Origin of the sequence: Enterobacter sp. I4 (genome assembly GCF_022669095.1) — a bacterium.
GTDB lineage: Bacteria > Pseudomonadota > Gammaproteobacteria > Enterobacterales > Enterobacteriaceae > Enterobacter > Enterobacter pasteurii.
Genome location: NZ_JALBUO010000001.1, coordinates 573,030 through 593,580, shown reverse-complemented (window position 1 = coordinate 593,580; position 20,551 = coordinate 573,030). Strand labels below are relative to the sequence as shown.

The window sequence follows — 20,551 nt, the reverse complement described above, 5'->3', positions numbered from 1 at the left end:
GGAGAGGGTCGGGGTGAGGGCATCAGCCCGCACCGTACAAACCATTACAGCAGTTCTTTCGCTTTCGCGACGACGTTCTCAACGGTGAAGCCGAACTCTTCGAACAGCAGTTCAGCCGGAGCAGACTCACCGAAGGTGGTCATGCCGACGATTGCACCGTTCAGGCCAACGTATTTGAACCAGTAGTCAGCGATGCCCGCTTCCACTGCCACACGAGCGGTAACCGCTTTCGGCAGTACGGATTCACGGTAAGCCGCATCCTGTTTATCGAACGCGTCGGTAGACGGCATGGAGACCACGCGCGCCTTAACGCCTTCGGCAGTCAGTTTTTCCCATGCTGCAACCGCCAGTTCAACTTCAGAACCGGTCGCGATGAAGATCAGCTCAGGCTGGCCTGCGCAATCCTTCAGCACGTAACCACCGCGGGCGATGTTCGCCAGCTGCTCTGGCGTACGTTCCTGCTGCGCCAGGTTCTGACGGGAGAGGATCAGCGCGGTCGGGCCGTCCTGACGCTCAACGCCGTATTTCCACGCCACCGCGGATTCAACCTGGTCACATGGACGCCACGTGCTCATGTTCGGGGTCACGCGCAGGGAGGCAACCTGCTCTACCGGCTGGTGAGTTGGGCCATCTTCGCCCAGACCGATGGAGTCGTGGGTGTAGACCATCACCTGACGCTGTTTCATCAGCGCGGCCATACGCACGGCGTTACGTGCATATTCCACGAACATCAGGAAGGTAGAGGTGTACGGCAGGAAACCACCGTGCAGGGAGATACCGTTGGCAATCGCGGTCATACCGAACTCACGTACACCGTAATGGATGTAGTTACCGGCAGTATCTTCGTTGATTGGCTTAGAGCCAGACCACAGGGTCAGGTTAGATGGCGCCAGGTCAGCGGAGCCGCCGAGGAATTCAGGCAGCAGAGGACCGAAGGCTTCAATCGCATTCTGAGACGCTTTACGGCTGGCGATCTTAGACGGGTTCGCCTGCAGCTTCGCGATGAACTCGTTCGCTTTCGCGTCGAAGTCAGACGGCATATCGCCTTTCATACGACGGGTGAATTCAGCCGCTTCCTGAGGGAAGGCTTTCGCGTAAGCCGCGAACTTCTCGTTCCAGGCCGCTTCTTTCGCCTGGCCCACTTCTTTCGCATCCCACTGAGCGTAGATTTCAGACGGGATTTCGAAGGCAGGGTATTTCCAGCCAAGCTGCTCACGGGTCAGCGCGATTTCCGCGTCGCCCAGCGGTGCACCGTGGGAGTCGTGAGTGCCCGCTTTGTTCGGAGAACCAAAGCCGATGATGGTTTTGCACATCAGCAGGGACGGCTTGTCGGTCACGGCGCGCGCTTCTTCAACCGCACGTTTAATCGAGTCAGCATCGTGGCCATCAACGCCACGCACAACGTGCCAGCCGTAAGCTTCGAAACGTGCTGCGGTGTCGTCAGTGAACCAGCCTTCAACGTGACCGTCGATGGAGATACCGTTGTCGTCGTAGAACGCCACCAGTTTGCCCAGCTTCAGGGTGCCTGCCAGGGAGCACACTTCGTGAGAAATGCCTTCCATCATGCAGCCGTCGCCCATGAACGCGTAGGTGAAGTGGTCAACGATGTCGTGACCAGGACGGTTGAACTGTGCCGCCAGGGTCTTCTCAGCAATCGCCATACCCACGGCATTCGCGATGCCCTGGCCCAGCGGGCCGGTGGTGGTTTCAACGCCAGCGGTGTAGCCTACTTCCGGGTGACCTGGAGTTTTGGAGTGCAGCTGACGGAAGTTTTTCAGCTCTTCGATTGGCAGATCGTAGCCGGTGAGGTGCAGCAGGCTATAGATCAGCATAGAGCCGTGGCCGTTGGACAGCACGAAACGGTCGCGGTCAGCCCATGCCGGGTTCTGCGGGTTATGGTTCAGGAAATCACGCCACAGGACTTCGGCGATGTCAGCCATGCCCATAGGGGCGCCCGGGTGGCCGGATTTGGCTTTCTGTACTGCGTCCATGCTCAGCGCACGAATAGCATTAGCAAGCTCTTTACGTGAGGACATTTTAACTCCAGATCGGACTGTTAAAGGCCATGCCCTTGACGACAGCGCGTTTTGGGCTACGCCGGAAAAAAGTGCCAACAATGTAACCCAAGCCGCAGGGCATGTACATGGAGCATTCTTTTGCTGCTTAAGAAATCTCTGGATCATGCTCGCATGTTGCGCAATCTGCTCGCCCGCCGCTGTAGATATTCCTTATACTTAGCCCGACACCGGCTTCGCTGGCGGTGCAATTTTCGGAATTAATTCAGATTAACAAGTACGGAAGCCACATCATGAAAATGCGTGCAATAGGGCTGGCTGTGGGAACAACGCTCCTGCTAAGCGGCTGTCAGAATATGGATTCTAACGGCCTGATGACCTCAGGCGCAGAAGCTTTTCAGGCCTACTCCCTGAGCGATGCGCAGGTCAAAGCGCTGAGCGATCAGGCCTGTAAGGATATGGACGGAAAAGCTACGCTTGCCCCGGCTAACAGCACCTATACGCAGCGTCTGAATAAGATTGCTTCCGCACTGGGCGACAACATTAACGGCCAGCCGGTGAACTACAAGGTGTACATGGCGAAAGACGTGAACGCTTTCGCAATGGCCAACGGCTGTATCCGCGTGTACAGCGGCCTGATGGACATGATGACCGACAACGAAGTTGAGGCGGTGATCGGCCATGAAATGGGTCACGTAGCCCTGGGTCACGTGAAGAAGGGAATGCAGGTTGCGCTGGGCACCAACGCCGTTCGTGCAGCGGCAGCCTCTGCGGGCGGTATTGTCGGCAGCCTGTCCCAGTCGCAGCTTGGCGACGTGGGCGAGAAACTGGTGAATTCTCAGTTCTCCCAGCGTCAGGAGTCGGAAGCGGATGACTACTCTTACGATCTGTTGCGCAAACGCGGCATTAATCCATCGGGTTTAGCCACCAGCTTCGAAAAGCTGGCCAAGCTGGAAGAAGGCCGTCAGAGCTCCATGTTTGACGATCACCCGGCCTCCGTTGAACGTGCGCAGCATATTCGCGACCGCATGGCGGCAGACGGTATTAAATAACGGCACATCTGCCCGGTGCGCGCCGCGCCACCGGGCTTCCCGGATCAGTACAGCGTTTTTTGCGGCGGCCCGGCAAACTTCAGGGCGCCAATTTGCCCCATCCGCACTTCCACCACCGACGGCCCCGGCATGGCCAGCGCCTCCGTCATCACCGCGTCAAAGTCCTCCGCCCGCTCAACGCTCCAGGCCTGTAAACCTATCGCCTGCGCCAGCAGGGTAAAGTCCGGCGTATGCAGCTCGTTGAAGTACTGACGCCCGCCAAAATACTTATCCTGAATACCGCGCATAACGCCGTAGCCTCCGTCATTCATGATGAGCAGCGTCACGTTGGCCTTCTCCTGCGCCAGCGTCGCCAGCTCGCCTAAATTCAGGCTCAGGCCGCCGTCGCCCACCAGCCCCACCACCTTACGCTGCGGGTTGGCAATCGCGGTGCCGATCGCCATCGGCAGGCCCATGCCAATCGCCCCGGCCAGAGAGTGTATGTTCATCAGCGGACCGTTGGCGCGGAACAGGCGGCTGCCCCACAGGCTGCCGGAAACGGTGATATCGCGCACCAGCAGGCCGTCTTTCGGCAGGGCTTTTTCTATGGCATCGTTTAGCTTCGCATAGGCGCCGCACTGCTCGCGCAGGCCCTGTTCAGCCAGCGAGACCGCCTGCTGCACCTGCGCGTCCCACTGGGCGTTGCCCCACTCACGGCCCTGAACCTTGTCGGCCAGCGCGCCAAGCAGCGCTGAACAGTCGGCTACCAGCGTGTTATCCATCAGGTAGTTACGGCTCGCCGCCGCCGGATCGATATCAACCTGCACGCGTGGAGACGGTAGCTCCAGCGTCCAGGAACGAGTCTCGTTGCTGCGCAGGCGTGAACCAGCGACCAGCGTAAAATCACACTGCGAAATAAGCGCCTCAACCGACGGCGAGTTGTGGAACGCCCGCAGGCTGGCGCGATGGCTGTCCGGCAGCACGCCCCGCGCGTGGGTACTGGAAATCACGGTGATGCCCGCATCCGCCAGCGTTTTCACCGCGTCCGCGCAGCCCAGCGCTCCGCCCCCCAGCCACAGCAGCGGCTGTTTCGCCTGCTTCAGCTGCGCCCACAGCGCATCGACAACGGCAGCATCAGCGTTTGCCCCCGACGCCGGTTTAAGCGGTGCCGTCACCAGAGACAGCGGAATTTTCGCGCCCTGAATATCGATCGGAATTTCCACGGAGACCGGCCCGCACGGCGGCGTCTGCGCCTCCTGAATCGCCTTATGCAGAATGGCTATCGCCTGGCTGGCGTTGCTGATGCGGTACGCCCGCTTTGAGCTGGCCTTCAGGAAGGTCAGCTGATCGCGGGTTTCGTGAATAAACCCGGTGTCGGCGTCCAGCCAGGCTTTCTCTACCTGACCGGTTAAATGCAGCAGCGGCGTGCAGGCATTCATCGCCTCCACCAGCGCGCCTACCGCGTTACCCGCCCCCGCGCCGGTGCTGGTCAGCGCCACGCCGAGGCCGGAAAAACGCCCGTGGGCGTCGGCCATGGTGACGGAGCCCGCTTCGCCGCGCGCGGGCACGAAGCGGATCTTGCCGCGCTGCCCGACCGCATCGGCGATCGGCAGGTTGTGAATGGAGATGACGCCGTAGATGGCCTCAACCTGATACTGCTCCAGCGTTCTGGCGATGGCGTCGCCGACGGTTATCATTTCGCTCATTGCTCACCCTTTCTCAGTCGCACCAGTGGTTGACGCTGTTACCCGTCGCCAGATAAATGCTCTTTTGCTGCATCCAGGCCTTCAGCCCCTGAATGCCCTTCTCGCGGCCCAGGCCGCTCTCTTTAAAGCCCCCGAACGGGGTCGAAATCGCAAACACTTTGTAGGTGTTGATCCACACCGTGCCCGCCTCAAGCTGCTCGCTTAAGCGCAGCGCGCGTCCGGTATCGCGCGTCCAGATCCCCGCCGCCAGGCCGTAAACCGAGTCGTTCGCCTCGCGGGTGAGCGCCGCCTCATCGCGAAACGGCATCGCCACCAGCACCGGGCCGAAGATCTCCTCCCGGCACGCGCGGGCGCTGTTGCTTAGCCCTTCGATAATCGTTGGCAGGAAGAAGCTGCCGCCTGCGAGCGCGGGATCGGCCGGGATCTCCCCGCCGCACAGCACGCGCCCCCCTTCACGCTTCGCCAGCTCGACGTACGCCTGCACGCTCTGGCGATGCCCGTCGTTGATGAGCGGCCCAACGTGGACGCCGTCGGTAAACGGATGCCCGACGCGCAGCCCGCGGGTTAATTCCAGCAGCCGCGCCATCAGCGGGGCGTAAAGGCTTTCGTGGATAAACAGCCGCGAACCGGCGATGCACGCCTGCCCCGCCGAGCTGAAAATGCCGTAGCAGATCCCCCGCGCGGCCTGCTCGATATCCGCATCCTCCAGCACGATGGTCGGCGATTTCCCGCCCAGCTCCAGCGATGCCGGGATCAGCTTTTCCGCCGCGACGTGCGCCAGGTGGCGGCCCGTCGCGGTGCCGCCGGTAAAGGAGATTTTCCGCACGCGAGGGTGGCGCGCCAGCGCGTCGCCAATCACCGAGCCTTTGCCCGGCAGCACGCTCAGCAGCCCGGCGGGCAGCCCGGCCTGTTCGAAAATACGCGCCAGCTCCAGCGCCATCAGCGGCGTGGCTTCGGCAGGCTTGAGGATCACCGCGTTGCCGGCGGCAATCGCCGGCGCGACTTTCTGCATCTCGCTGGCAATCGGCGAGTTCCACGGCGTGATGGCCGCCACCACGCCGAGCGGCTCATAGCGGCTCAGCGTCAGCAAATCCGGCTGGCGCGGCGTCGGGAGTTCACCTTCCAGCAGCTCGCAGGCGGCGGCAAAGTAGCGCGCCGTTCCCGCCGCGCTCATTACCAGCCCGCGCGCTTCCGCCAGCGGCTTGCCGTTATCGCGGCTCTGCATCTGCGCCAGCTCGTCGACGCGGGATTCAATGAGATCCGCCACCTTGTGCAGGATCTTTGCCCGTATATGCGGCAGGCTGTGGCGCCACGCGGGATCGCGCCACGCCCGCTCGCCGGCCTCGATCGCGTCATGCAGATCGTCAAGGCTTGCCGCGTTCAGCGTGGCGTTGATCGACCCGTCTGCCGGGAAGTGACTCTGCATCGGGCTGCCGCTGCCGTGTCGCCACTGGCCGCCGATAAAAATCTTCAGATCGTCCATCGTCGCTCCTCAGCTCAGGGCCAGCTCGCGGCAGGCGCGGACCGCGCTCAGTGCCGCCAGGGTGGAGGTTTTGGGATTAGAGGCAAGCGGCAGGCCGCTCAGCTCCAGATGGAATTCGCCAAACGCGCCTTCGACGTGCAGCGTGTGGGTGTTGCGCGTCGTTGCCGGATCGACCATCAGCTGCACGCGAGTGTCGTCCATTCCCACGCCGCCGAGCGCCACGGTGGCCGCCACGTTGGCGTTGGCCGGGAACAGTCGCGCCGCCTCCCGGGCGCTGCCTTCAAAAAAGACCTGCGCAGCTGATACTGAATTGAGATCGATAAGCTGCTCGGCGTAGCTGCCGCGCCAGCTGGCCGGGCTTTTGCGCGACCGGTAGGTCACGCGCTCCAGCCCGCCCTCCTTCGCCGCCGCCAGCCCGTCGATGCCGGCTACCGCGCCGGAGAGCAGGGTCAGCCTGCCGCCCGCGGCGAGCAGGCGCTGCTCCAGCGCGCTGTCCGCCAGCGCGCCGGTGGAAATCACCGCCAGATGCCAGCCGCGGCGCAGAATCTCTTCGCCGTACTGGGCCACCGCCTGCTGGCTGGCGCACTCCAGCACCAGGTCGGGCGTTTGCGCGCAATCCATCGGCGAGGCCAGCGCCGTTACCGCCTCGCCGAACCGCGCGCGAATGGCCGCGTGATGCGCTTCACGCGCCACAATCCAGCCGATAGCCACGCCCGCGGGCAGGCGTTCGATCACCGCCTGCGCCATGGCGCCAAACCCGATTAACATGATCTTTTTCATGATGCGTCCTTACAGATGGCGACAGAAGCCGCCGGAAACGTCCAGCGCGGCACCGGTGGTAAACGAGGCCAGCGGCGAGGCGAGGAACAGCAGCGCCTGCGCGGGCTCCTGCGGCCTGCCGAGGCGCGCCATCGGAATGCCTCGCCTGCGCGCGATGTCCGCCGTCCACTCCGGCCAGCTCTGGCTTTTGTCCGTCCGGTTCTCAAAGCGGCGCTGCCACTGCCCCGACTCCACCATGCCGAGCAGAATGGAGTTGACGCGGATGCCCTTGCCCACCAGCTCTTTCGAGAGCGTCAGCGTCATGTTCAGCAGCGCGGCGCGGGCTGCTGACGTGGCAATCATGTGCTCCTCCGGCTGCAGCGCCAGCAGCGAGTTCACGCAGGTAATAGAGGCGATGTCGGACCGCTCCAGCAGCGGCTGAAACGCCTGCACCGGGTTAATGACGCCAAACAGCTTGAGTTCGGCCTCGTGCAGCCACGCCTCGCGCGGGGTGTCGTGGAAGTGCGCCACGTAGCCCTGCCCGGCGTTGTTGATCAGCATGTCCGCCGCGCCAAAGCGCGCCTGAACCGCATCCGCGAAGGCCTGCACCTCGTCGGCGTTCAGCACGTCGCAGCGGTAAGAGAAAACCTCCCCGTCGGGGTATTCGTTTTGCAGCGTCGCGTGGGCGCTGGCGAGGCGATCCGGGTCGCGGCCGCAGAAGGCCACTCTGGCCCCCTCGCCCAGCAGCAGGCGCAGCGTTTCAAAGCCAATGCCGGAAGATCCGCCGGTGACGACCGCCACGCGCCCGTCAATTTGTGCATTCATCGCGCACCTCTTCGTTAATGCGTAAAAGCTGTTGGTTAAAAAACGCGTCGTTATCGAGATAGCTGGCGTGTCCGGCCTGCGGAATGGGGATAAAAGGCATGCCGTAGCGCAGCGCCAGCCCCTGCACCAGCTCGGGCTGCGTGATCGCGTCCTGCTCGCCGCACCACACTTCAAAGCTGCCTGAACAGCCCTTCAGCCAGGCGTGGATGTCGTCATGCGCCAGCATCCACGCGGCGGCAAGGTAGCCTTCGGCGCGAAGCGTGCGCATGCCCGCCGCGACGGTGGCGATATCTTCCGCGCGCGCGCCGGGGCGCAGCAGCATCGCGGCGCGGGTCTGGGCGAGGATGTCGCCGCCAGGCGCCATCTGCTGCTCGCGGCTGCGCCAGACCTGCTCGCGCTGCTCCGGTGCGGCATTGCCGTACCCCTGCGCGGCGTCCGCCAGCACCAGATGGATAACGCGCTCCGGGAATTTCGCGGCAAAGGCGCTGGCAACCAGCGCCCCCAGCGAATGACCCACCAGCACCGCCCGCCAGATGCCCGCGCGGTCGAGCATCAATGCCAGCGCGTCGGCGTAATCCCCCGCGTTCGCGCGCTCCACCGCCAGCATTGGGCTTTCGCCATAACCGGGCATGTCCCACGCCAGCACGCGAAAGCCGTTCAGCGCCATCTGCTTGTGCCAGGAGGCCGCGCCAGAGCTGATCCCGTGCAGCAGCACCAGCGGAACGCCGCTTCCCTGTTCACGAAAACCCGTCATCATTCCCCCTTAGTTCCGCTTCACTTTGGAAAGCGGATGGTCGGCCGGATAGGTCGGGATTTCCGGCCTGTTGGTCCCCAGCATGACGCACATCAGCGCCTCTTCTTCACCATGGTTGAACAGCCCGCGATAGATCCCCGGCGGAACGGAGATGAGATCGCGCTCGCGCAGCACGGTTTCGGTGTAGTTCTCGCCGTCCTGGATCATCAGCGTGATCTGCCCCTTAAGCATGAAGAACACCTCTTCCACGTCGTCGTGCAGGTGCAGCGGCCCTTCGCACTTCGACGGCAGCACCATGGTGGAGAAGGTAAAATGGTCCGCCTGCACGGTGTTGGTGTCGTTCGCCACGCCCGTTGCCCCGGTGCCGATGTAGCGCATCTGCGCCCGGCGGTATTTCGGGTCAAAATCGGCCTGGAACTTCAGGGCGTTCCAGTCGTATTTGCGGCCCTCGAAGCGCGCGATGCGCGACTCGACCCACTCTTCCATCGTCAGGTGGTCAGGTTTGATGCCTGAAGTGTTGGTTACGGTTGAATCAGTCATGACACTCTCCTCAGTAACGTCTCAGCAGCGGCAGTAACAGGACGCAGCCCACCGCCGCCATCACCGCCAGAAAAATCAGCCCGGAATCCATGCTGTGGGTGAAGGCGATAAGCGCGCCCATCACCGCCGGCGACAGCGCGCCCGCAAAGTTTCCCAGCCCGTTGAAAATCCCCCCCGCCGTGGCGCTCACCCGGGGATGGGTGGCCTTCGCCAGCAGGGCGAAAATGTTGGGTGCGCCGGTGCCCCACATAAAGGTGCTGAAGCTCATCGCCGCGATGATGGCCAGCGGGGTGTCGAGGTGCATCACCGCCGCCAGCCCGACGGCCGCCCCCGCCATCGAGATAAAGCAGGCCGCCGCGCGCTTATCGACCCGGTCAGAGAGCCATGCGCCAATCACTTCGCCCGCCAGCATGGCGATGAACGGCATCGACGACAGCCAGCCCGCGTGCTCCAGGTGAATGCCTTTGCCCTTGATCAGATAGCCCGGCAGCCAGCCGTTAATGCCCCACAGGTAGGTCAGGAAGGCGATGTTAAAGATGCAGATGATCCAGAAGTGCGGGCTGACGAACAGCTCGCGCCGCGCCGCTCGCCGCTCCTCCCGGGACGCCTGCGACGTGCCGGGTTTTGCCTCCAGCCGGATCCCGCGCAGGCCAACGCGCACGAAGATCAGCACCGGCAGGGTAAGCATCGCCATCACGAAGAAGGTGCTCTGCCAGCCGAAGGTGTTCAGCAGCCAGAGAGAAAGCGGGAAGCCTATCGCCGCGCCAACCGGCGTGCCAAGCAGCCACAGCATGGTGGCGCGCGCCTGCAGATGCTGCGGGAAGTTGTGGCGCACGATGGCGAAGGCCAGCGGGAACAGCGGCCCTTCCGCCACCCCCAGCAGGATGCGCAGGACAATCATCAGCGTGTAGTTATGGGTAAAGCCCATCGCCACCATCAGCACGCACCACACCACCATCATTCCGGTAAGCAGGCGCAGCGGGGCGATTTTGTCCCCCAGCCCGCTGAGGAAGACCGACGAAAAGCCGTAGCTCAACAGGAAGGCGCTCATCAGAATGCCGAGGCGCGTGGTGTCAAAATCGATGCCCATCGCCTGCTGGAAATGGCCGTCGGAAAACAGCGCCGCGATGCTGATTTTGTCGAAAAACGCCAGCAGCACGCAGGCCAGCAGCGACAGCGGGATGGCCCAGCGCACCGCTTTTTCGGGCGTGCGGGCTCCCTCACCGCTCGCCTCAGCGGGCGCGGTGTTGGTCTCTAATGTGGTCATGTCTCCCCCTACGGGTGCGGGTTAGCTATCGCAGTGACATCAGTGAAAAAGCCGGGTCGGCGAGCGGCACGTCGGACAGATCGCGCCCCGCCGCCATCCAGCGCTTCGCCAGCTTGACGGTGCGCGCGTCGTTAAACGCCACCAGCTGCGTCAGCCGCCCGTTTTCGTCCAGCGAGAAGAACAGCGCGTCTTCGCGCACCAGCGTTTTCCCGCCCGGCTGCGGAATGCCGAGGATCTGGATATTGTGCTGGTATTGATCCGACCACAGCCACGGCGCATCGTCGTAGCCTGGCGCATCGGGGTTCAGCATCGCCTTCGCCGTCGCCACCGCCTGGTTCTGGGCGAAGGCCCAGGACTGGATGCACAGGCCGTAGCGGTGATGCTGCGCCACGTCCCCGGCGGCAAAGATGTGCGGATCCGAGGTGTGCCCCTGGGCATCCACCACTATCCCGCGCCCGGTTTGCAGCCCGGCGTCGCGCGCCAGCTCCAGGTTAAGATCGACGCCGATGCCTACCACCGCCGCGTCAAAGGTTTCGCGCCTGCCGTCGCAGTGGATGACCGGCAGACCGTTGTCGTCCTCCAGCTCCAGCGCGCCGCAGCCGGTACGGATATCCACGCCCTGCTCGCGGTGAAGGGCCTCTAAGCGCTGCGACACCTCGGCGCTCACCGAGCGCATGCACAGGGCGGGCTGCTGCTCGAACAGCGTGACCGCCACGCCGCTTTTGCGCGCGGAAGCGGCAATCTCAAGACCGATCCAGCCGCCGCCAACGATAGCCAGGGTGCGGCTCTCCGCCAGACGGCTTTTCAGACGCTGCGCGTCCTGCCAGTGGCGCAGGGTATAGACCTGCGGATGCGCAGCCCACGCCTCGCCCGGCAGGCGCGCCCGTCCCCCGGTGGCAATTAAAAGGATGTTGTAACTAAGATGCTCACCGCTGCTCAAGCGCACCGTTTTCGCCTCGCGGTCGATCTGCTCCGCTCGCAGCGGCCGGTACCAGGTCAGGTTCAGCGCCCGCTGCGCCTCGTCGGTAAACAGCCGCGGGAGCGCCGCGTCCGGCTCCAGCAGAGTCGCTTTCGACAGGGGCGGACGCTCGTAGAAATCCCATTCCTCTTCCGCCACCACGCAAATCTCGCCGTCGAAGCCCTCGTCGCGCAGGGTTTTCGCCGCCCAGCCGCCCGCCTGGCCGCCGCCGATAATGACAATGCGCGACGTCATACCGCCTCCGGCTTTTTCTGCTGGCGGCGCGTGTCGTGGTCAATGCCGCCCTCCACCGCCCACTCGGTAAAGGAGACCAGCGAATGCTCCAGCTCGCGCGGCTGCCAGTTTTCCGTCAGGTAATCGTCGTTGGTGTAATACTCAAACGCCCCGCCGGTCGGGCTGTTGACGTACCAGAAGTAGGCTGAGGACACCGGATGGCGGCCCGGCCCGATGAAGGTGCTCCATTCATTTTTGTTCATCGCAATCCCGCCGCCGATCACCTCGTGGATGTCGCGCACGGTGAAGGCCACGTGGTTCAGGCCACGCTTGCGGTGTGGAAGCTGTAGCAAAAAGAGGTTGTGATGCCCGCCGCGCGCGCCGCAGCGCAGGAACACGGCGCGGTTGATGTAGCGGTCCGAGACCTGGAAGCCGAGCACCTCGCGGTAAAATTTCTCCACCGCCGCCAGCTCCTCCACGAAGAACACCACGTGACCGACGTTGATCGGCTGGGCGCGATCGTAAACCGGGCTGGGGGTGTCGATACGGCGAGCGTCGCCCCACTGGTTGATCGGCTCAACGTTCAGCTCCACGTCGGTCTGCTGGCTGACCTGGACGCGCAGCGTCATGCCGTTCGGGTCAAGACACTCCAGGGCGTCGCCCACTTCGCGAAAGCCGGGCTGCTGCGCAAGCTTCGGGCGCAGCGCGTCGAGATCTGACCGGGCGGCAACCGCCCAGGTCATGCGGCGCAGGGTGTTACCCGCCTCAAACGCGGGAGGCAGGTCGGGGCTGTCGATCGGGTTAAGCTCCACGCGCGCGCCGCTCAGGGTGGTAAAACGCTGGCCGCTGGCATCGCCCGTCAGGCCAAAATCACGCATAAATTTGGCGCAGTGCGTCAGGTCTTCCACGCCAAATTCCAGCTTTTCAATTCCGGTTACACTCATCGTTCGTTGCCTCATCTGGCCCAAATTGGGCGTAAAACATGCCCGACGCAGCGAAGCGCCTGACGTTAACTCACTGATTTAACTGGCCTGTGACAGGTAGCCTAAGAAGCCAGAAATTTTATCCGCCGCAAGGCGAACCTCGTTTTGCAGCCGCTCGCGGTCGGCCTGCGGGATCTCCTCCGACGGCACCAGAATGCTGACGACCGCCGTCACGCGATGGCTCCGGTCATACACCGGGTAGACGATGGAGGAGATGCCGTGGCGGAAGAAGGATTCGCCAATCACGTACCCGCGGGCTTTGTCCTGCTGCACCATCTGCCACAGGGCTTCGCGGTCGTGAAGCTGCCCCGGCACGTTGCCCGGCAGGCGCTCGTGCGGGAACAGCTGTTCGAAATCGGCGCGGGAAAGATCGGTCAGCAGCATGCGGCCGAGCGAGGTGCAGTGCACCGGCAGGCGGGTGCCAATGCTGACCTGGTTGATGCGCGACCCGGCGGCGCTGACGCGGGCGATGTAGATGATGTCGCGCCCGTCGCGGATCGCCAGATGGCTGCTGCACTGGCTCACGTCCCGAAGCTGCTCGATCACCGGCTGACCCACCTGCGCCACGTCCAGCGAGGCAATGTACTCAAAGCCCAGACGCAGCACGTTCATGCCCAGCGAAAAGGTATTGGTGCGCGCGTTGCGCTCCAGAAAGCCCATATACTCCAGGGTCTGCACCACGCGGTAGGCGGTGGCCTTCGGCATATCCACCAACCGGTGCAGCTCGGCAAAGGTCAAATCGCGATGCTGCTCGCCAAAGGCCAGCAGCAGCTGTAAACCGCGCTCCAGCCCCGGCACCAGATACTTCACTTCCCGATCGTCTGCCATCGTCGCCCTACCTTAGTTAAAGACAAAACCGCCGTTGACCGGGATCAGCTGTCCGGTGATGAACCGCGACAGATCGCTTAACAGCCAGACCACGCTGCCGGTCACGTCTTCCGGCTGCTGCGCGCCCGCTAGCGCCCGGCCGTTTTCGTAGAGCTGATGGCGTTCAGCGGGCACATATTCGGTGGCCTCGACGCGGGTCAGCCCCGGCGCGATAGCGTTGATTCGGATGCGCTTTTCACCCAGCTCGCGCGCCATTGAGCGGGTCATGGCAATCACGGCGCCTTTGCTGGCGACGTAGGCCATCAGGCGCGGCGCGCCCCACAGCGCGGTATCGGACGCCACGTTCACAATGGCTGCCCCTTCGTGCAGCAGCGGCACGGCGGCGCGCGTCACCAGCCAGGTGCCTTTGACGTTCACGCTCATCACGCGGTCCCACAGGTCAGGATCGTAATCAAGCATATTTTTACCGCCCACGCCCGTCGCCATCGCCGCGTTGTTCACCAGGCCGTCGATGTGCCCCTGCTCGCCAACGGTGCTGAACACCCGTTCAATGGAGCGCGGATCGGCCAGATCGATAACGTGCGATTCGATCGCATAACCCTGCCCGCTCAGCCGGTGGGCGCTTTCAGCCAGTTCGCCTTCCAGGATGTCGCACATCACCACCGCGGCGCCCTGCTCCGCGCAGGCTCTGGCAAAGTGATAGCCCAGCCCGCGCGCGGCGCCGGTCACGACGATGCGCTTGCCGCTCAGCAGCCCGTTCATCAGGCGGCTCCCTGCTGTTCTTCGCGCATCGCCAGCTGCTCTTTGGCGGCCTTTTGCATCATGCGGCGCAGGCGAGAGAGGCCGACGTCGTGCTGGTAAAGGTATTCATGGTCGCGGGCGTTTGGCGCCAGGCTTTCCAGCACCACGCGGTCCTGCTCCAGCACCTCCCAGTGCAGCTTTTCCAGGCGATTGCGGTACATGAAGCGCCACATGTCGCGCTGCCAGCCCTGCACGCGGCGGATGCGCCAGAAGAAGACGCGGCAGTTGTCGCTATCTTCCGGCACCACCATGCCGACGATAAAGAAGTGACCGCCCGGTCCGAAGCGCTTCTTATAGGGAATGGAGAGCCGCATCCAGCAGGCGCCGCTGTTCCCCAGCTCCACCCAGTCAAAGTTGATGCCGCTCTGCCCTTTCTTCTCGAAAATAAAGCCGGTTTTCGTCGGCTGGAGCACCATGTCGGCCTTGCGATCCCCTTCCGCCATCGAGTGCGAGGAGGAGTGCAGATAGGTCCCGTGCATCGGGTCCATCACGTTTTCCAGCGCGTACTGGTAATTGCATTTCCACGCGGCGGTGCAGAGGAAGTTGCTGAAGCTGTCCGTATCGGCAAGCTCATCCGGGAAGATCAGCTCGTCCGGCTGCTGGTCAGCGGTGACGCCGAACCACAGGAAAATGGCGCCGTGCGCCTCCTGCACGTTATAGCTGCGCACGCACTGCTGGCCGACCAGCGGACATTTGTCCACGGCGGGCACGTCCTTCACCTCGCCGTTGCCCGCCACCTCCACGCCGTGATACCAGCAGGCGATGCGGTCACCGAGGTTCCAGCCCATCGACAGGCGCGCGCCGCGGTGCGGACAGCGGTCCTCCAGCGCCTGCACCTGACCGTCCTTATTGCGCCAGACCACAATCTGCTCGCCCAGGCGGGTAATGCCCACCGGCGCAGACTGTACTTCCCAGCTCGCCAGCACCGGATACCAGAGGCCGCGCAGGCCTTTATCGAGATAGTTTTGTACGGTAGTCGTCATCGCGTTGCCCTCAGTAGCCGTTAACCTGTAAGAATGCCTGGAAGCTGGCGTCGCTCCACGGCTCGCCCTGCTGGTCGTGCATGCGCACCGCGTTCAGCCCGTTGACCAGCTCCGGTAAGGTTTCAACGCCCTGCTCGAAGAGATCTTCCAGCGTCGCAATCAGGTTCATCTCCCAGCTTTCCGGCTCGCGGCTGCGGGTCTGCCAGATCAGATTCGAGTAATCACCCGGCTTATGAATGGCACCGTTACCGCCCTCTGCCGGTGGGGTAAACTGACGGCTTTCCGGCAGCGCGGGGTTGTAGTTCAGGGTGTCGCTCATGCCACGGTCTCCTCGACGAAGGTAATCTGAATCTGGTTTTCAAAGACCCGAACCGGGTAGCGGTTAAGGTTGCGGCCGCCGGGGCCGTGAAGGCACTGGCCGGTTTTCACGTCGAACACCGCTTCATGCAGCGGGCATTCCACCTTGCCGTCTTCCACAAAGCCCTGGCTCAGCAGGGCATAAGCGTGCGGACATACGTCTTCCAGCGCGTAATATTCACCGTCAATCAAATAAACGCCGATCTCTTTACCGTCGACGTTGCCGCTAAAAGGGAAATCTTCCTGCACTTGTTCTGCGTCACATACGCCTATCCAGCTCATCACGATCCTCCAGGCTTTTGTTTCATATATGAAACTCTGTTTCTTATTTAATACGGTCAATATAAAAGCGGTGAATGTTTCGTCAAGCGCCAATGTGAAGAATTTGTTAATCAAACGGAAATTAATTAACTAAGTGTGCAAAGGATCACGAAAAAATGCAGCGATATGAAATTTTCATTATTTCTGCGTGAAAGGATACGATTAATCGATGGATGTAATTTTAAAGAAAGAGATATTGACTTCTTTTCTTTTTGCTCCTTAAAAATAAAAAGGCTGAAGCGATAACGGTTTCACCTGTGAAACTTAAAATAACTTTATTGTTTATAAACAATGAGTTTCACTGGTGAACCATTTTATCTCCGTGACAGTCACGCTGTTAAAAATATAAACCTAAGCACGCATAAGGCAGACATCATGACGGCAAGATGGCAAGGCACAATTGCACTGTTATTTCTCATTATTATTTCCTACATCGACAGGGTAAATATCTCGGTAATGATTTTAAACCCTGAATTTGCCGAACACTTTCAGCTAAATGAAAACAGAATGTTACAGGGAATGCTGATGACCTGCTTTCTGCTGGGTTATGGCTTTTCGGCTTTATTATTAACGCCAGTTATAGAAAGCAAATTTCATTATCGGCAGGGATTATTAAGCAGCATTGTGATTTGGGCCCTGGTCTGCGCCATTTCTCCGCTGCTGGGCTCGCTGATGGGGATGCTTATCGCCCGCATCATCTTAGGTATTGCCGAAGGACCGCTCTTTTCAATGAAGACGCGCTTTATCAGCGACAACTTTCCCGCGCAGGAGATAGGCAAGCCCAACGCCGTAACCGCGCTGGGCGTCTCGCTCGGGCTGGCCGTGGGCTTTCCGCTGGTTACCTGGCTGATGACGCATCTGGGCTGGGCCGGATCGTTTTATGCGCTGGCGGCGATCAATCTGGCGCTCGGCGGTGGCCTGATCTGGCGTTTTCTTCCGACGCCACAAAGCCCGCTGAAGTTGAAAAAACGGGGAATGCTGGAGACGTTTACGCTCGCCTGGCAAACGCCGCTGCTGGGCTGGATCCTGCTGGTTGAAATCGCCACGCTGAGCTATCTCTGGGGAAGCAGCGCGTGGCTGCCCGCGTGGCTGCGCGACGAGCACCGCTTTTCGCTGCACGCCACGGGCATGCTCGCAGCGGTGCCTTTCCTGCTGAGCCTCGGCTCTAAGTTCCTCGGCGGCGTACTGCTCGATAAAATGCGCCCGGAACAGGCGCCGGTGCTGTTTGTGGCGGGCGGGGCGCTGACGGCGCTGTCCGTAGTCGGGCTGATGCTCAGCCATCAGCCCGCCTGGCTGGCGCTGTTTATGCTGTCGGCTAACGTCTTCTGGGGGCTTCAGGGCGCGGCCATTCCGGCGACGATCCAGCACCACGCCGCGCGGGACGCGGTGGGCAGCGCCTACGGCATCATTAACGGGATCGGCAATATCTGCGCGGCCTTTATTCCGCTGCTGATGGGAATGGTGATGAGCTCGGTGGGGTCGGTCAGTTCTGGCTTTTCGGTGCTGGTGGCGTCGCAGGTTGTTACCCTGCTGGCCGGGGGAATGTTGCTGCTGCGCATGCGTCGCGCAGCAGCACTCAGCGCGTAGGCTTATTCGCCTTTTTTCGCCGCCTGGATGTAGAGCATTTCCAGCGCCAGGGTCGCCGCGGCCAGCGCGGTGATCTCGGACTGGTCATAGGCCGGAGCCACTTCTACCACATCCATACCGACGATGTTCAGATCCTTCAGGCCGCGCACCAGCTTGATGGCGCGATCTGAGGTCAGGCCGCCGATTACCGGCGTACCGGTGCCCGGCGCAAAGGCCGGATCCAGGCAGTCGATGTCAAAGGTCAGATAAACGGGCATATCGCCGACGATCTGCTTCACCTGCGCGATGATGTCATCGACGCCGCGATCGTTCACCTGGCAGGCGTCCAGCACGGTGAAGCCGTTGTCTTTGTCGAATTCGGTGCGGATGCCGATCTGCACGGAGTGGTTCGGATCGATCAGGCCTTCTTTCGGCGCGGTGAAGAACATGGTGCCGTGGTCGAACTCGCAGCCGTTCGCGTAGGTGTCGGTATGCGCGTCAAAGTGCACCAGCGCCATTTTGCCGAAGTGCTTCGCGTGGGCGCGCAGCAGCGGCAGCGTGACGAAGTGGTCGCCACCGAAGGAGAGCATGCGCTTGCCGGCAGCCAGCAGCTTCTCGGCGTGGGCCTGCAGCTTTTCGCTCATTTCACGCGCGTCGCCGAAGGCGTACACCAGGTCACCGCAGTCCACCACGTTCAGGCGCTCGCGCATGTCGAAGTTCCACGGGAAGCGGTTGTGCTCCCAGGCCAGGTTAGTGGAAACCTGACGGATAGCCGCCGGACCGTGGCGTCCACCCGCGCGGCCGGACGTTGCCATGTCGAACGGTACGCCGGTGATCACCCAGTCAGCGTCGCTGTCGTACGGCTGGAAGTTCATCGGAAGGCGTAAAAAACCAAACGCGTTAGATACCAGAGAGTTATCGTACTGATGACCTAAAGTGCTCATGTCCTGACCTCTTTTAAAGTCGATGCATTAAAAACAGATGAAAAAAAATCCCCTCCGCGTCGTTAAACCCGACGAGGAAGGGATTGATTTGTAAATCGCATAGTGGGGCGAATTATCGCCGTTAATTCATACGGGTTCAAGTGAGTATAGGGCATTGTGCGGCTTATGCCCCTCACCCTAACCCTCTCCCCAGAGGGGAGAGGGAATAAAAAGCTTATTCGTCTTCCAGGTAGGTGTAACCGTACAGACCCGCTTCAAACTCTTCCAGAAACTGCTGCTGCAGCGCATCGTCCAGACCGGTGTTTTTCACCTGGTCGCGGAACTGGGTGAGCAGTTTTTTCGGATCCAGCTGCACGTATTCGAGCATGTCCGCCACGGTATCCCCTTCGTCGGACAGCTCAACCTCCACGCTGCCGTCAGGGAAGACAAACACGTCAACCGCTTCGGTATCGCCGAACAGGTTGTGCATGTTGCCGAGGATCTCCTGATACGCGCCAACCATAAAGAAGCCCAGCATTGGCGGATTCTCAGGATCGTATTCCGGCATCGGCATGGTGGTCGCGATACCGTCGCCATCCACGTAGTGATCGATAGCGCCATCGGAATCACAGGTGATGTCCAGCAGCACGGCACGGCGTTCCGGCGCGTGGTTCAGCCCTTCCAGCGGCAGAACCGGGAACAGCTGGTCGATACCCCAGGCATCCGGCATCGACTGGAACAGGGAGAAGTTGACGTACATCTTATCCGCCATACGCTCCTGCAGTTCGTCGATGATCGGACGGTGCGCGCGGTTGCTCGGGTCGAGCTGTTTCTGCACTTCATGGCACATGTTCAGATAGAGCTGCTCCGCCCACGCGCGCTCCTGCAGGCTGAAGGTGCCTGAAGAGTAGCCGACGTGAATGTCGTGCAAATCCATCTGGCTGTCGTGCAGCCACTCGCGCAGGGAACGGCGCGTGCCCGGCTCGTGCATCTCCAGCCAGGTTTCCCACATGCTCTGCAGGGAACGCGGGGCATCGTCCTGCGGAGGCGTCGCTTCGGTGATTTCGCTACGCTCAACGCCGATGATGTTCGAAACCAGCACCGTATGGTGCGCGGTGACCGCACGGCCGGATTCGGTGATTACCGTTGGATGCGGCAGGCCGTGCTCTTCACAGGCATCGCCAATCGCCCAGATGATGTTGTTGGCGTATTCGTTCAGTCCATAGTTTACGGAGCAGTCAGACTGCGAGCGGGTACCTTCATAGTCCACGCCCAGGCCGCCGCCCACGTCGAAGCACTGAATATTCACGCCGAGCTTGTGCAGCTCAACGTAGAAACGCGCTGACTCACGCACGCCGGTGGCGATATCGCGGATGTTGGCCATCTGCGAGCCGAGGTGGAAGTGCAGCAGCTGAATGCTGTCCAGACGACCGCGCTCGCGCAGGATTTCCACCAGCTGTAGCACCTGGTTCGCCGCGAGGCCGAACTTGGATTTTTCGCCGCCGGAGGACTGCCATTTACCGGAGCCCTGGGACGCCAGACGCGCACGCACGCCAAGGCGCGGCACCACGTTCAGACGCTCGGCTTCTTCCAATACGATGGCGATTTCGGTCATCTTTTCGATCACCAGATAGACCTTGTGGCCCATCTTCTCGCCGATCAGCGCCAGACGAATGTATTCACGGTCTTTATAGCCGTTACAGACGATCACCGACCGGGTCATGCCCGCGTGGGCCAGGACCGCCATCAGCTCCGCTTTAGAACCCGCTTCGAGGCCCAGCGGTTCGCCGGAGTGGATCAGGGATTCAATCACGCGGCGGTGCTGGTTCACCTTGATCGGGTAAACGAGGAAATAGTCGCCGTTATAGCCATACGATTCGCGCGCGCGTTTGAACGCGGCGTTGATGGAACGCAGGCGGTGTTGCAGGATCTGCGGGAAGCAGAACAGTGCAGGCAGGCGCTGGCCCTGCGCTTCACGGGCTTTCACCAGCTTAGCGAGATCCACGCGCGCTTCCGGGACGTCCGGGTCCGGGCAGACGGTGATGTGGCCCAGCTCGTTGACGTCGTAGTAGTTATTGCCCCACCAGGCAATATTGTAAGTGCGCAGCATCTTGCTGGCTTCCTGGGAGCTCATCGCAACCTCCTGCATAGAACGTAGTACACCCTGTTCGCCTGCTGACGAAGGCGAAAGCGAAGACATGTCGTCAGACATAGCGA

At 61.7% G+C, this 20,551-nt stretch carries 19 protein-coding genes; 2 read left to right on the top strand and 17 right to left on the bottom strand.

The features are described 5' to 3' along the window. Positions 1-44: 44 nt before the first annotated feature. The gene (tkt, locus tag MOQ06_RS02800) at positions 45-2,036 is read right to left on the bottom strand and encodes a transketolase (RefSeq protein WP_148418534.1); all 1,992 of its coding nucleotides are present in this window, start codon (positions 2,034-2,036) and stop codon (positions 45-47) included. 272 nt (positions 2,037-2,308) lie between these two features. Here tkt and MOQ06_RS02795 point away from each other — a divergent pair, with 272 nt between their 5' ends. Continuing rightward, positions 2,309-3,067, top strand: coding sequence for a M48 family metallopeptidase (locus MOQ06_RS02795; protein WP_047355194.1), 759 nt, complete (start codon positions 2,309-2,311; stop codon positions 3,065-3,067). 44 nt (positions 3,068-3,111) lie between these two features. Here the strand turns inward: MOQ06_RS02795 and MOQ06_RS02790 are convergent, their stop codons facing one another. The 14 genes from MOQ06_RS02790 to MOQ06_RS02725 all read right to left on the bottom strand — a co-directional run bounded on the left by MOQ06_RS02790 (position 3,112) and on the right by MOQ06_RS02725 (position 15,806). Beyond that, the gene (locus tag MOQ06_RS02790) at positions 3,112-4,752 is read right to left on the bottom strand and encodes a thiamine pyrophosphate-binding protein (RefSeq protein WP_242170688.1); all 1,641 of its coding nucleotides are present in this window, start codon (positions 4,750-4,752) and stop codon (positions 3,112-3,114) included. A gap of 13 nt (positions 4,753-4,765) precedes the next feature. Beyond that, entirely contained in the window at positions 4,766-6,235 is a 1,470-nt protein-coding gene (locus MOQ06_RS02785) for an aldehyde dehydrogenase (RefSeq protein ID WP_242170686.1), read from the bottom strand. A 9-nt stretch (positions 6,236-6,244) separates the two neighbouring features. Continuing rightward, complete coding sequence (locus MOQ06_RS02780) at positions 6,245-7,015, bottom strand: aspartate dehydrogenase (RefSeq protein ID WP_176609526.1); 771 nt, start codon at positions 7,013-7,015, stop codon at positions 6,245-6,247. Between the two features lie 9 nt (positions 7,016-7,024). Next, complete coding sequence (locus tag MOQ06_RS02775; RefSeq protein ID WP_148418530.1) at positions 7,025-7,819, bottom strand: SDR family oxidoreductase; 795 nt, start codon at positions 7,817-7,819, stop codon at positions 7,025-7,027. Further along, on the bottom strand, positions 7,803-8,573 hold the full coding sequence (locus tag MOQ06_RS02770) for an alpha/beta hydrolase (protein WP_242170684.1): 771 nt from the start codon (positions 8,571-8,573) through the stop codon (positions 7,803-7,805). The genes MOQ06_RS02775 and MOQ06_RS02770 overlap by 17 nt, the downstream gene beginning before the upstream one ends. Before the next feature lie 9 nt (positions 8,574-8,582). Continuing rightward, positions 8,583-9,113 (bottom strand): cupin domain-containing protein, encoded by a 531-nt coding sequence (locus tag MOQ06_RS02765; protein ID WP_148418529.1) that lies wholly within the window; start codon positions 9,111-9,113, stop codon positions 8,583-8,585. 10 nt (positions 9,114-9,123) lie between these two features. Next, positions 9,124-10,380, bottom strand: coding sequence for an MFS transporter (locus MOQ06_RS02760; RefSeq protein ID WP_148418528.1), 1,257 nt, complete (start codon positions 10,378-10,380; stop codon positions 9,124-9,126). Positions 10,381-10,405: 25 nt separating this feature from the next. Further along, positions 10,406-11,593, bottom strand: a complete 1,188-nt coding sequence (locus tag MOQ06_RS02755) for an FAD-dependent oxidoreductase (RefSeq protein WP_242170670.1) — start codon at positions 11,591-11,593, stop codon at positions 10,406-10,408. Continuing rightward, a complete protein-coding gene (locus MOQ06_RS02750) occupies positions 11,590-12,516 on the bottom strand; it encodes a VOC family protein (protein ID WP_176609523.1) in 927 nt (308 codons plus the stop codon). The genes MOQ06_RS02755 and MOQ06_RS02750 overlap by 4 nt, the downstream gene beginning before the upstream one ends. A gap of 78 nt (positions 12,517-12,594) precedes the next feature. Further along, a complete protein-coding gene (locus MOQ06_RS02745; protein ID WP_176609522.1) occupies positions 12,595-13,383 on the bottom strand; it encodes an IclR family transcriptional regulator in 789 nt (262 codons plus the stop codon). 12 nt (positions 13,384-13,395) lie between these two features. Beyond that, positions 13,396-14,145, bottom strand: a complete 750-nt coding sequence (locus tag MOQ06_RS02740; RefSeq protein WP_242170658.1) for an SDR family oxidoreductase — start codon at positions 14,143-14,145, stop codon at positions 13,396-13,398. Next, the gene (locus MOQ06_RS02735) at positions 14,145-15,167 is read right to left on the bottom strand and encodes an aromatic ring-hydroxylating dioxygenase subunit alpha (RefSeq protein ID WP_242170655.1); all 1,023 of its coding nucleotides are present in this window, start codon (positions 15,165-15,167) and stop codon (positions 14,145-14,147) included. Before MOQ06_RS02735 ends, MOQ06_RS02740 begins: the two co-directional genes overlap by 1 nt. Before the next feature lie 10 nt (positions 15,168-15,177). Continuing rightward, positions 15,178-15,486, bottom strand: a complete 309-nt coding sequence (locus tag MOQ06_RS02730; protein ID WP_148418524.1) for a recombinase-like helix-turn-helix domain-containing protein — start codon at positions 15,484-15,486, stop codon at positions 15,178-15,180. After that, a complete protein-coding gene (locus tag MOQ06_RS02725) occupies positions 15,483-15,806 on the bottom strand; it encodes a non-heme iron oxygenase ferredoxin subunit (RefSeq protein ID WP_003860044.1) in 324 nt (107 codons plus the stop codon). The genes MOQ06_RS02730 and MOQ06_RS02725 overlap by 4 nt, the downstream gene beginning before the upstream one ends. Positions 15,807-16,220: 414 nt before the next feature. On the opposite strand from MOQ06_RS02725, the gene MOQ06_RS02720 reads away from it, so the two are divergent. Further along, positions 16,221-17,432, top strand: a complete 1,212-nt coding sequence (locus MOQ06_RS02720; protein WP_242170652.1) for an MFS transporter — start codon at positions 16,221-16,223, stop codon at positions 17,430-17,432. Between the two features lie 2 nt (positions 17,433-17,434). Here the strand turns inward: MOQ06_RS02720 and speB are convergent, their stop codons facing one another. Together speB and speA are read right to left on the bottom strand one after the other, a co-directional pair. Further along, positions 17,435-18,355 carry an agmatinase gene (gene speB / locus MOQ06_RS02715; RefSeq protein WP_058608614.1) on the bottom strand — a complete coding sequence of 307 codons (921 nt, stop codon included), beginning with the start codon at positions 18,353-18,355 and terminating at the stop codon, positions 17,435-17,437. Positions 18,356-18,569: 214 nt separating this feature from the next. Further along, positions 18,570-20,546 (bottom strand): biosynthetic arginine decarboxylase, encoded by a 1,977-nt coding sequence (gene speA, locus MOQ06_RS02710; protein WP_242170649.1) that lies wholly within the window; start codon positions 20,544-20,546, stop codon positions 18,570-18,572. Between the last annotated feature and the right edge of the window lie 5 nt (positions 20,547-20,551).

Excerpts from the sequence above, each read along its gene's own strand:
- speB (WP_058608614.1), bottom strand. The coding sequence starts at position 18,355 with ATGAGCACTTTAGGTCATCAGTACGATAACTCTCTGGTATCTAACGCG.
- tkt (WP_148418534.1), bottom strand. The coding sequence starts at position 2,036 with ATGTCCTCACGTAAAGAGCTTGCTAATGCTATTCGTGCGCTGAGCATG.
- MOQ06_RS02750 (WP_176609523.1), bottom strand. The coding sequence starts at position 12,516 with ATGAGTGTAACCGGAATTGAAAAGCTGGAATTTGGCGTGGAAGACCTG.
- MOQ06_RS02795 (WP_047355194.1), top strand. The coding sequence starts at position 2,309 with ATGAAAATGCGTGCAATAGGGCTGGCTGTGGGAACAACGCTCCTGCTA.
- speA (WP_242170649.1), bottom strand. The coding sequence starts at position 20,546 with ATGTCTGACGACATGTCTTCGCTTTCGCCTTCGTCAGCAGGCGAACAG.
- MOQ06_RS02775 (WP_148418530.1), bottom strand. The coding sequence starts at position 7,819 with ATGAATGCACAAATTGACGGGCGCGTGGCGGTCGTCACCGGCGGATCT.
- MOQ06_RS02785 (WP_242170686.1), bottom strand. The coding sequence starts at position 6,235 with ATGGACGATCTGAAGATTTTTATCGGCGGCCAGTGGCGACACGGCAGC.
- MOQ06_RS02735 (WP_242170655.1), bottom strand. The coding sequence starts at position 15,167 with ATGACGACTACCGTACAAAACTATCTCGATAAAGGCCTGCGCGGCCTC.
- MOQ06_RS02745 (WP_176609522.1), bottom strand. The coding sequence starts at position 13,383 with ATGGCAGACGATCGGGAAGTGAAGTATCTGGTGCCGGGGCTGGAGCGC.
- MOQ06_RS02760 (WP_148418528.1), bottom strand. The coding sequence starts at position 10,380 with ATGACCACATTAGAGACCAACACCGCGCCCGCTGAGGCGAGCGGTGAG.
- MOQ06_RS02780 (WP_176609526.1), bottom strand. The coding sequence starts at position 7,015 with ATGAAAAAGATCATGTTAATCGGGTTTGGCGCCATGGCGCAGGCGGTG.
- MOQ06_RS02725 (WP_003860044.1), bottom strand. The coding sequence starts at position 15,806 with ATGAGCTGGATAGGCGTATGTGACGCAGAACAAGTGCAGGAAGATTTC.
- MOQ06_RS02740 (WP_242170658.1), bottom strand. The coding sequence starts at position 14,145 with ATGAACGGGCTGCTGAGCGGCAAGCGCATCGTCGTGACCGGCGCCGCG.
- MOQ06_RS02770 (WP_242170684.1), bottom strand. The coding sequence starts at position 8,573 with ATGACGGGTTTTCGTGAACAGGGAAGCGGCGTTCCGCTGGTGCTGCTG.
- MOQ06_RS02755 (WP_242170670.1), bottom strand. The coding sequence starts at position 11,593 with ATGACGTCGCGCATTGTCATTATCGGCGGCGGCCAGGCGGGCGGCTGG.
- MOQ06_RS02765 (WP_148418529.1), bottom strand. The coding sequence starts at position 9,113 with ATGACTGATTCAACCGTAACCAACACTTCAGGCATCAAACCTGACCAC.
- MOQ06_RS02720 (WP_242170652.1), top strand. The coding sequence starts at position 16,221 with ATGACGGCAAGATGGCAAGGCACAATTGCACTGTTATTTCTCATTATT.
- MOQ06_RS02730 (WP_148418524.1), bottom strand. The coding sequence starts at position 15,486 with ATGAGCGACACCCTGAACTACAACCCCGCGCTGCCGGAAAGCCGTCAG.
- MOQ06_RS02790 (WP_242170688.1), bottom strand. The coding sequence starts at position 4,752 with ATGAGCGAAATGATAACCGTCGGCGACGCCATCGCCAGAACGCTGGAG.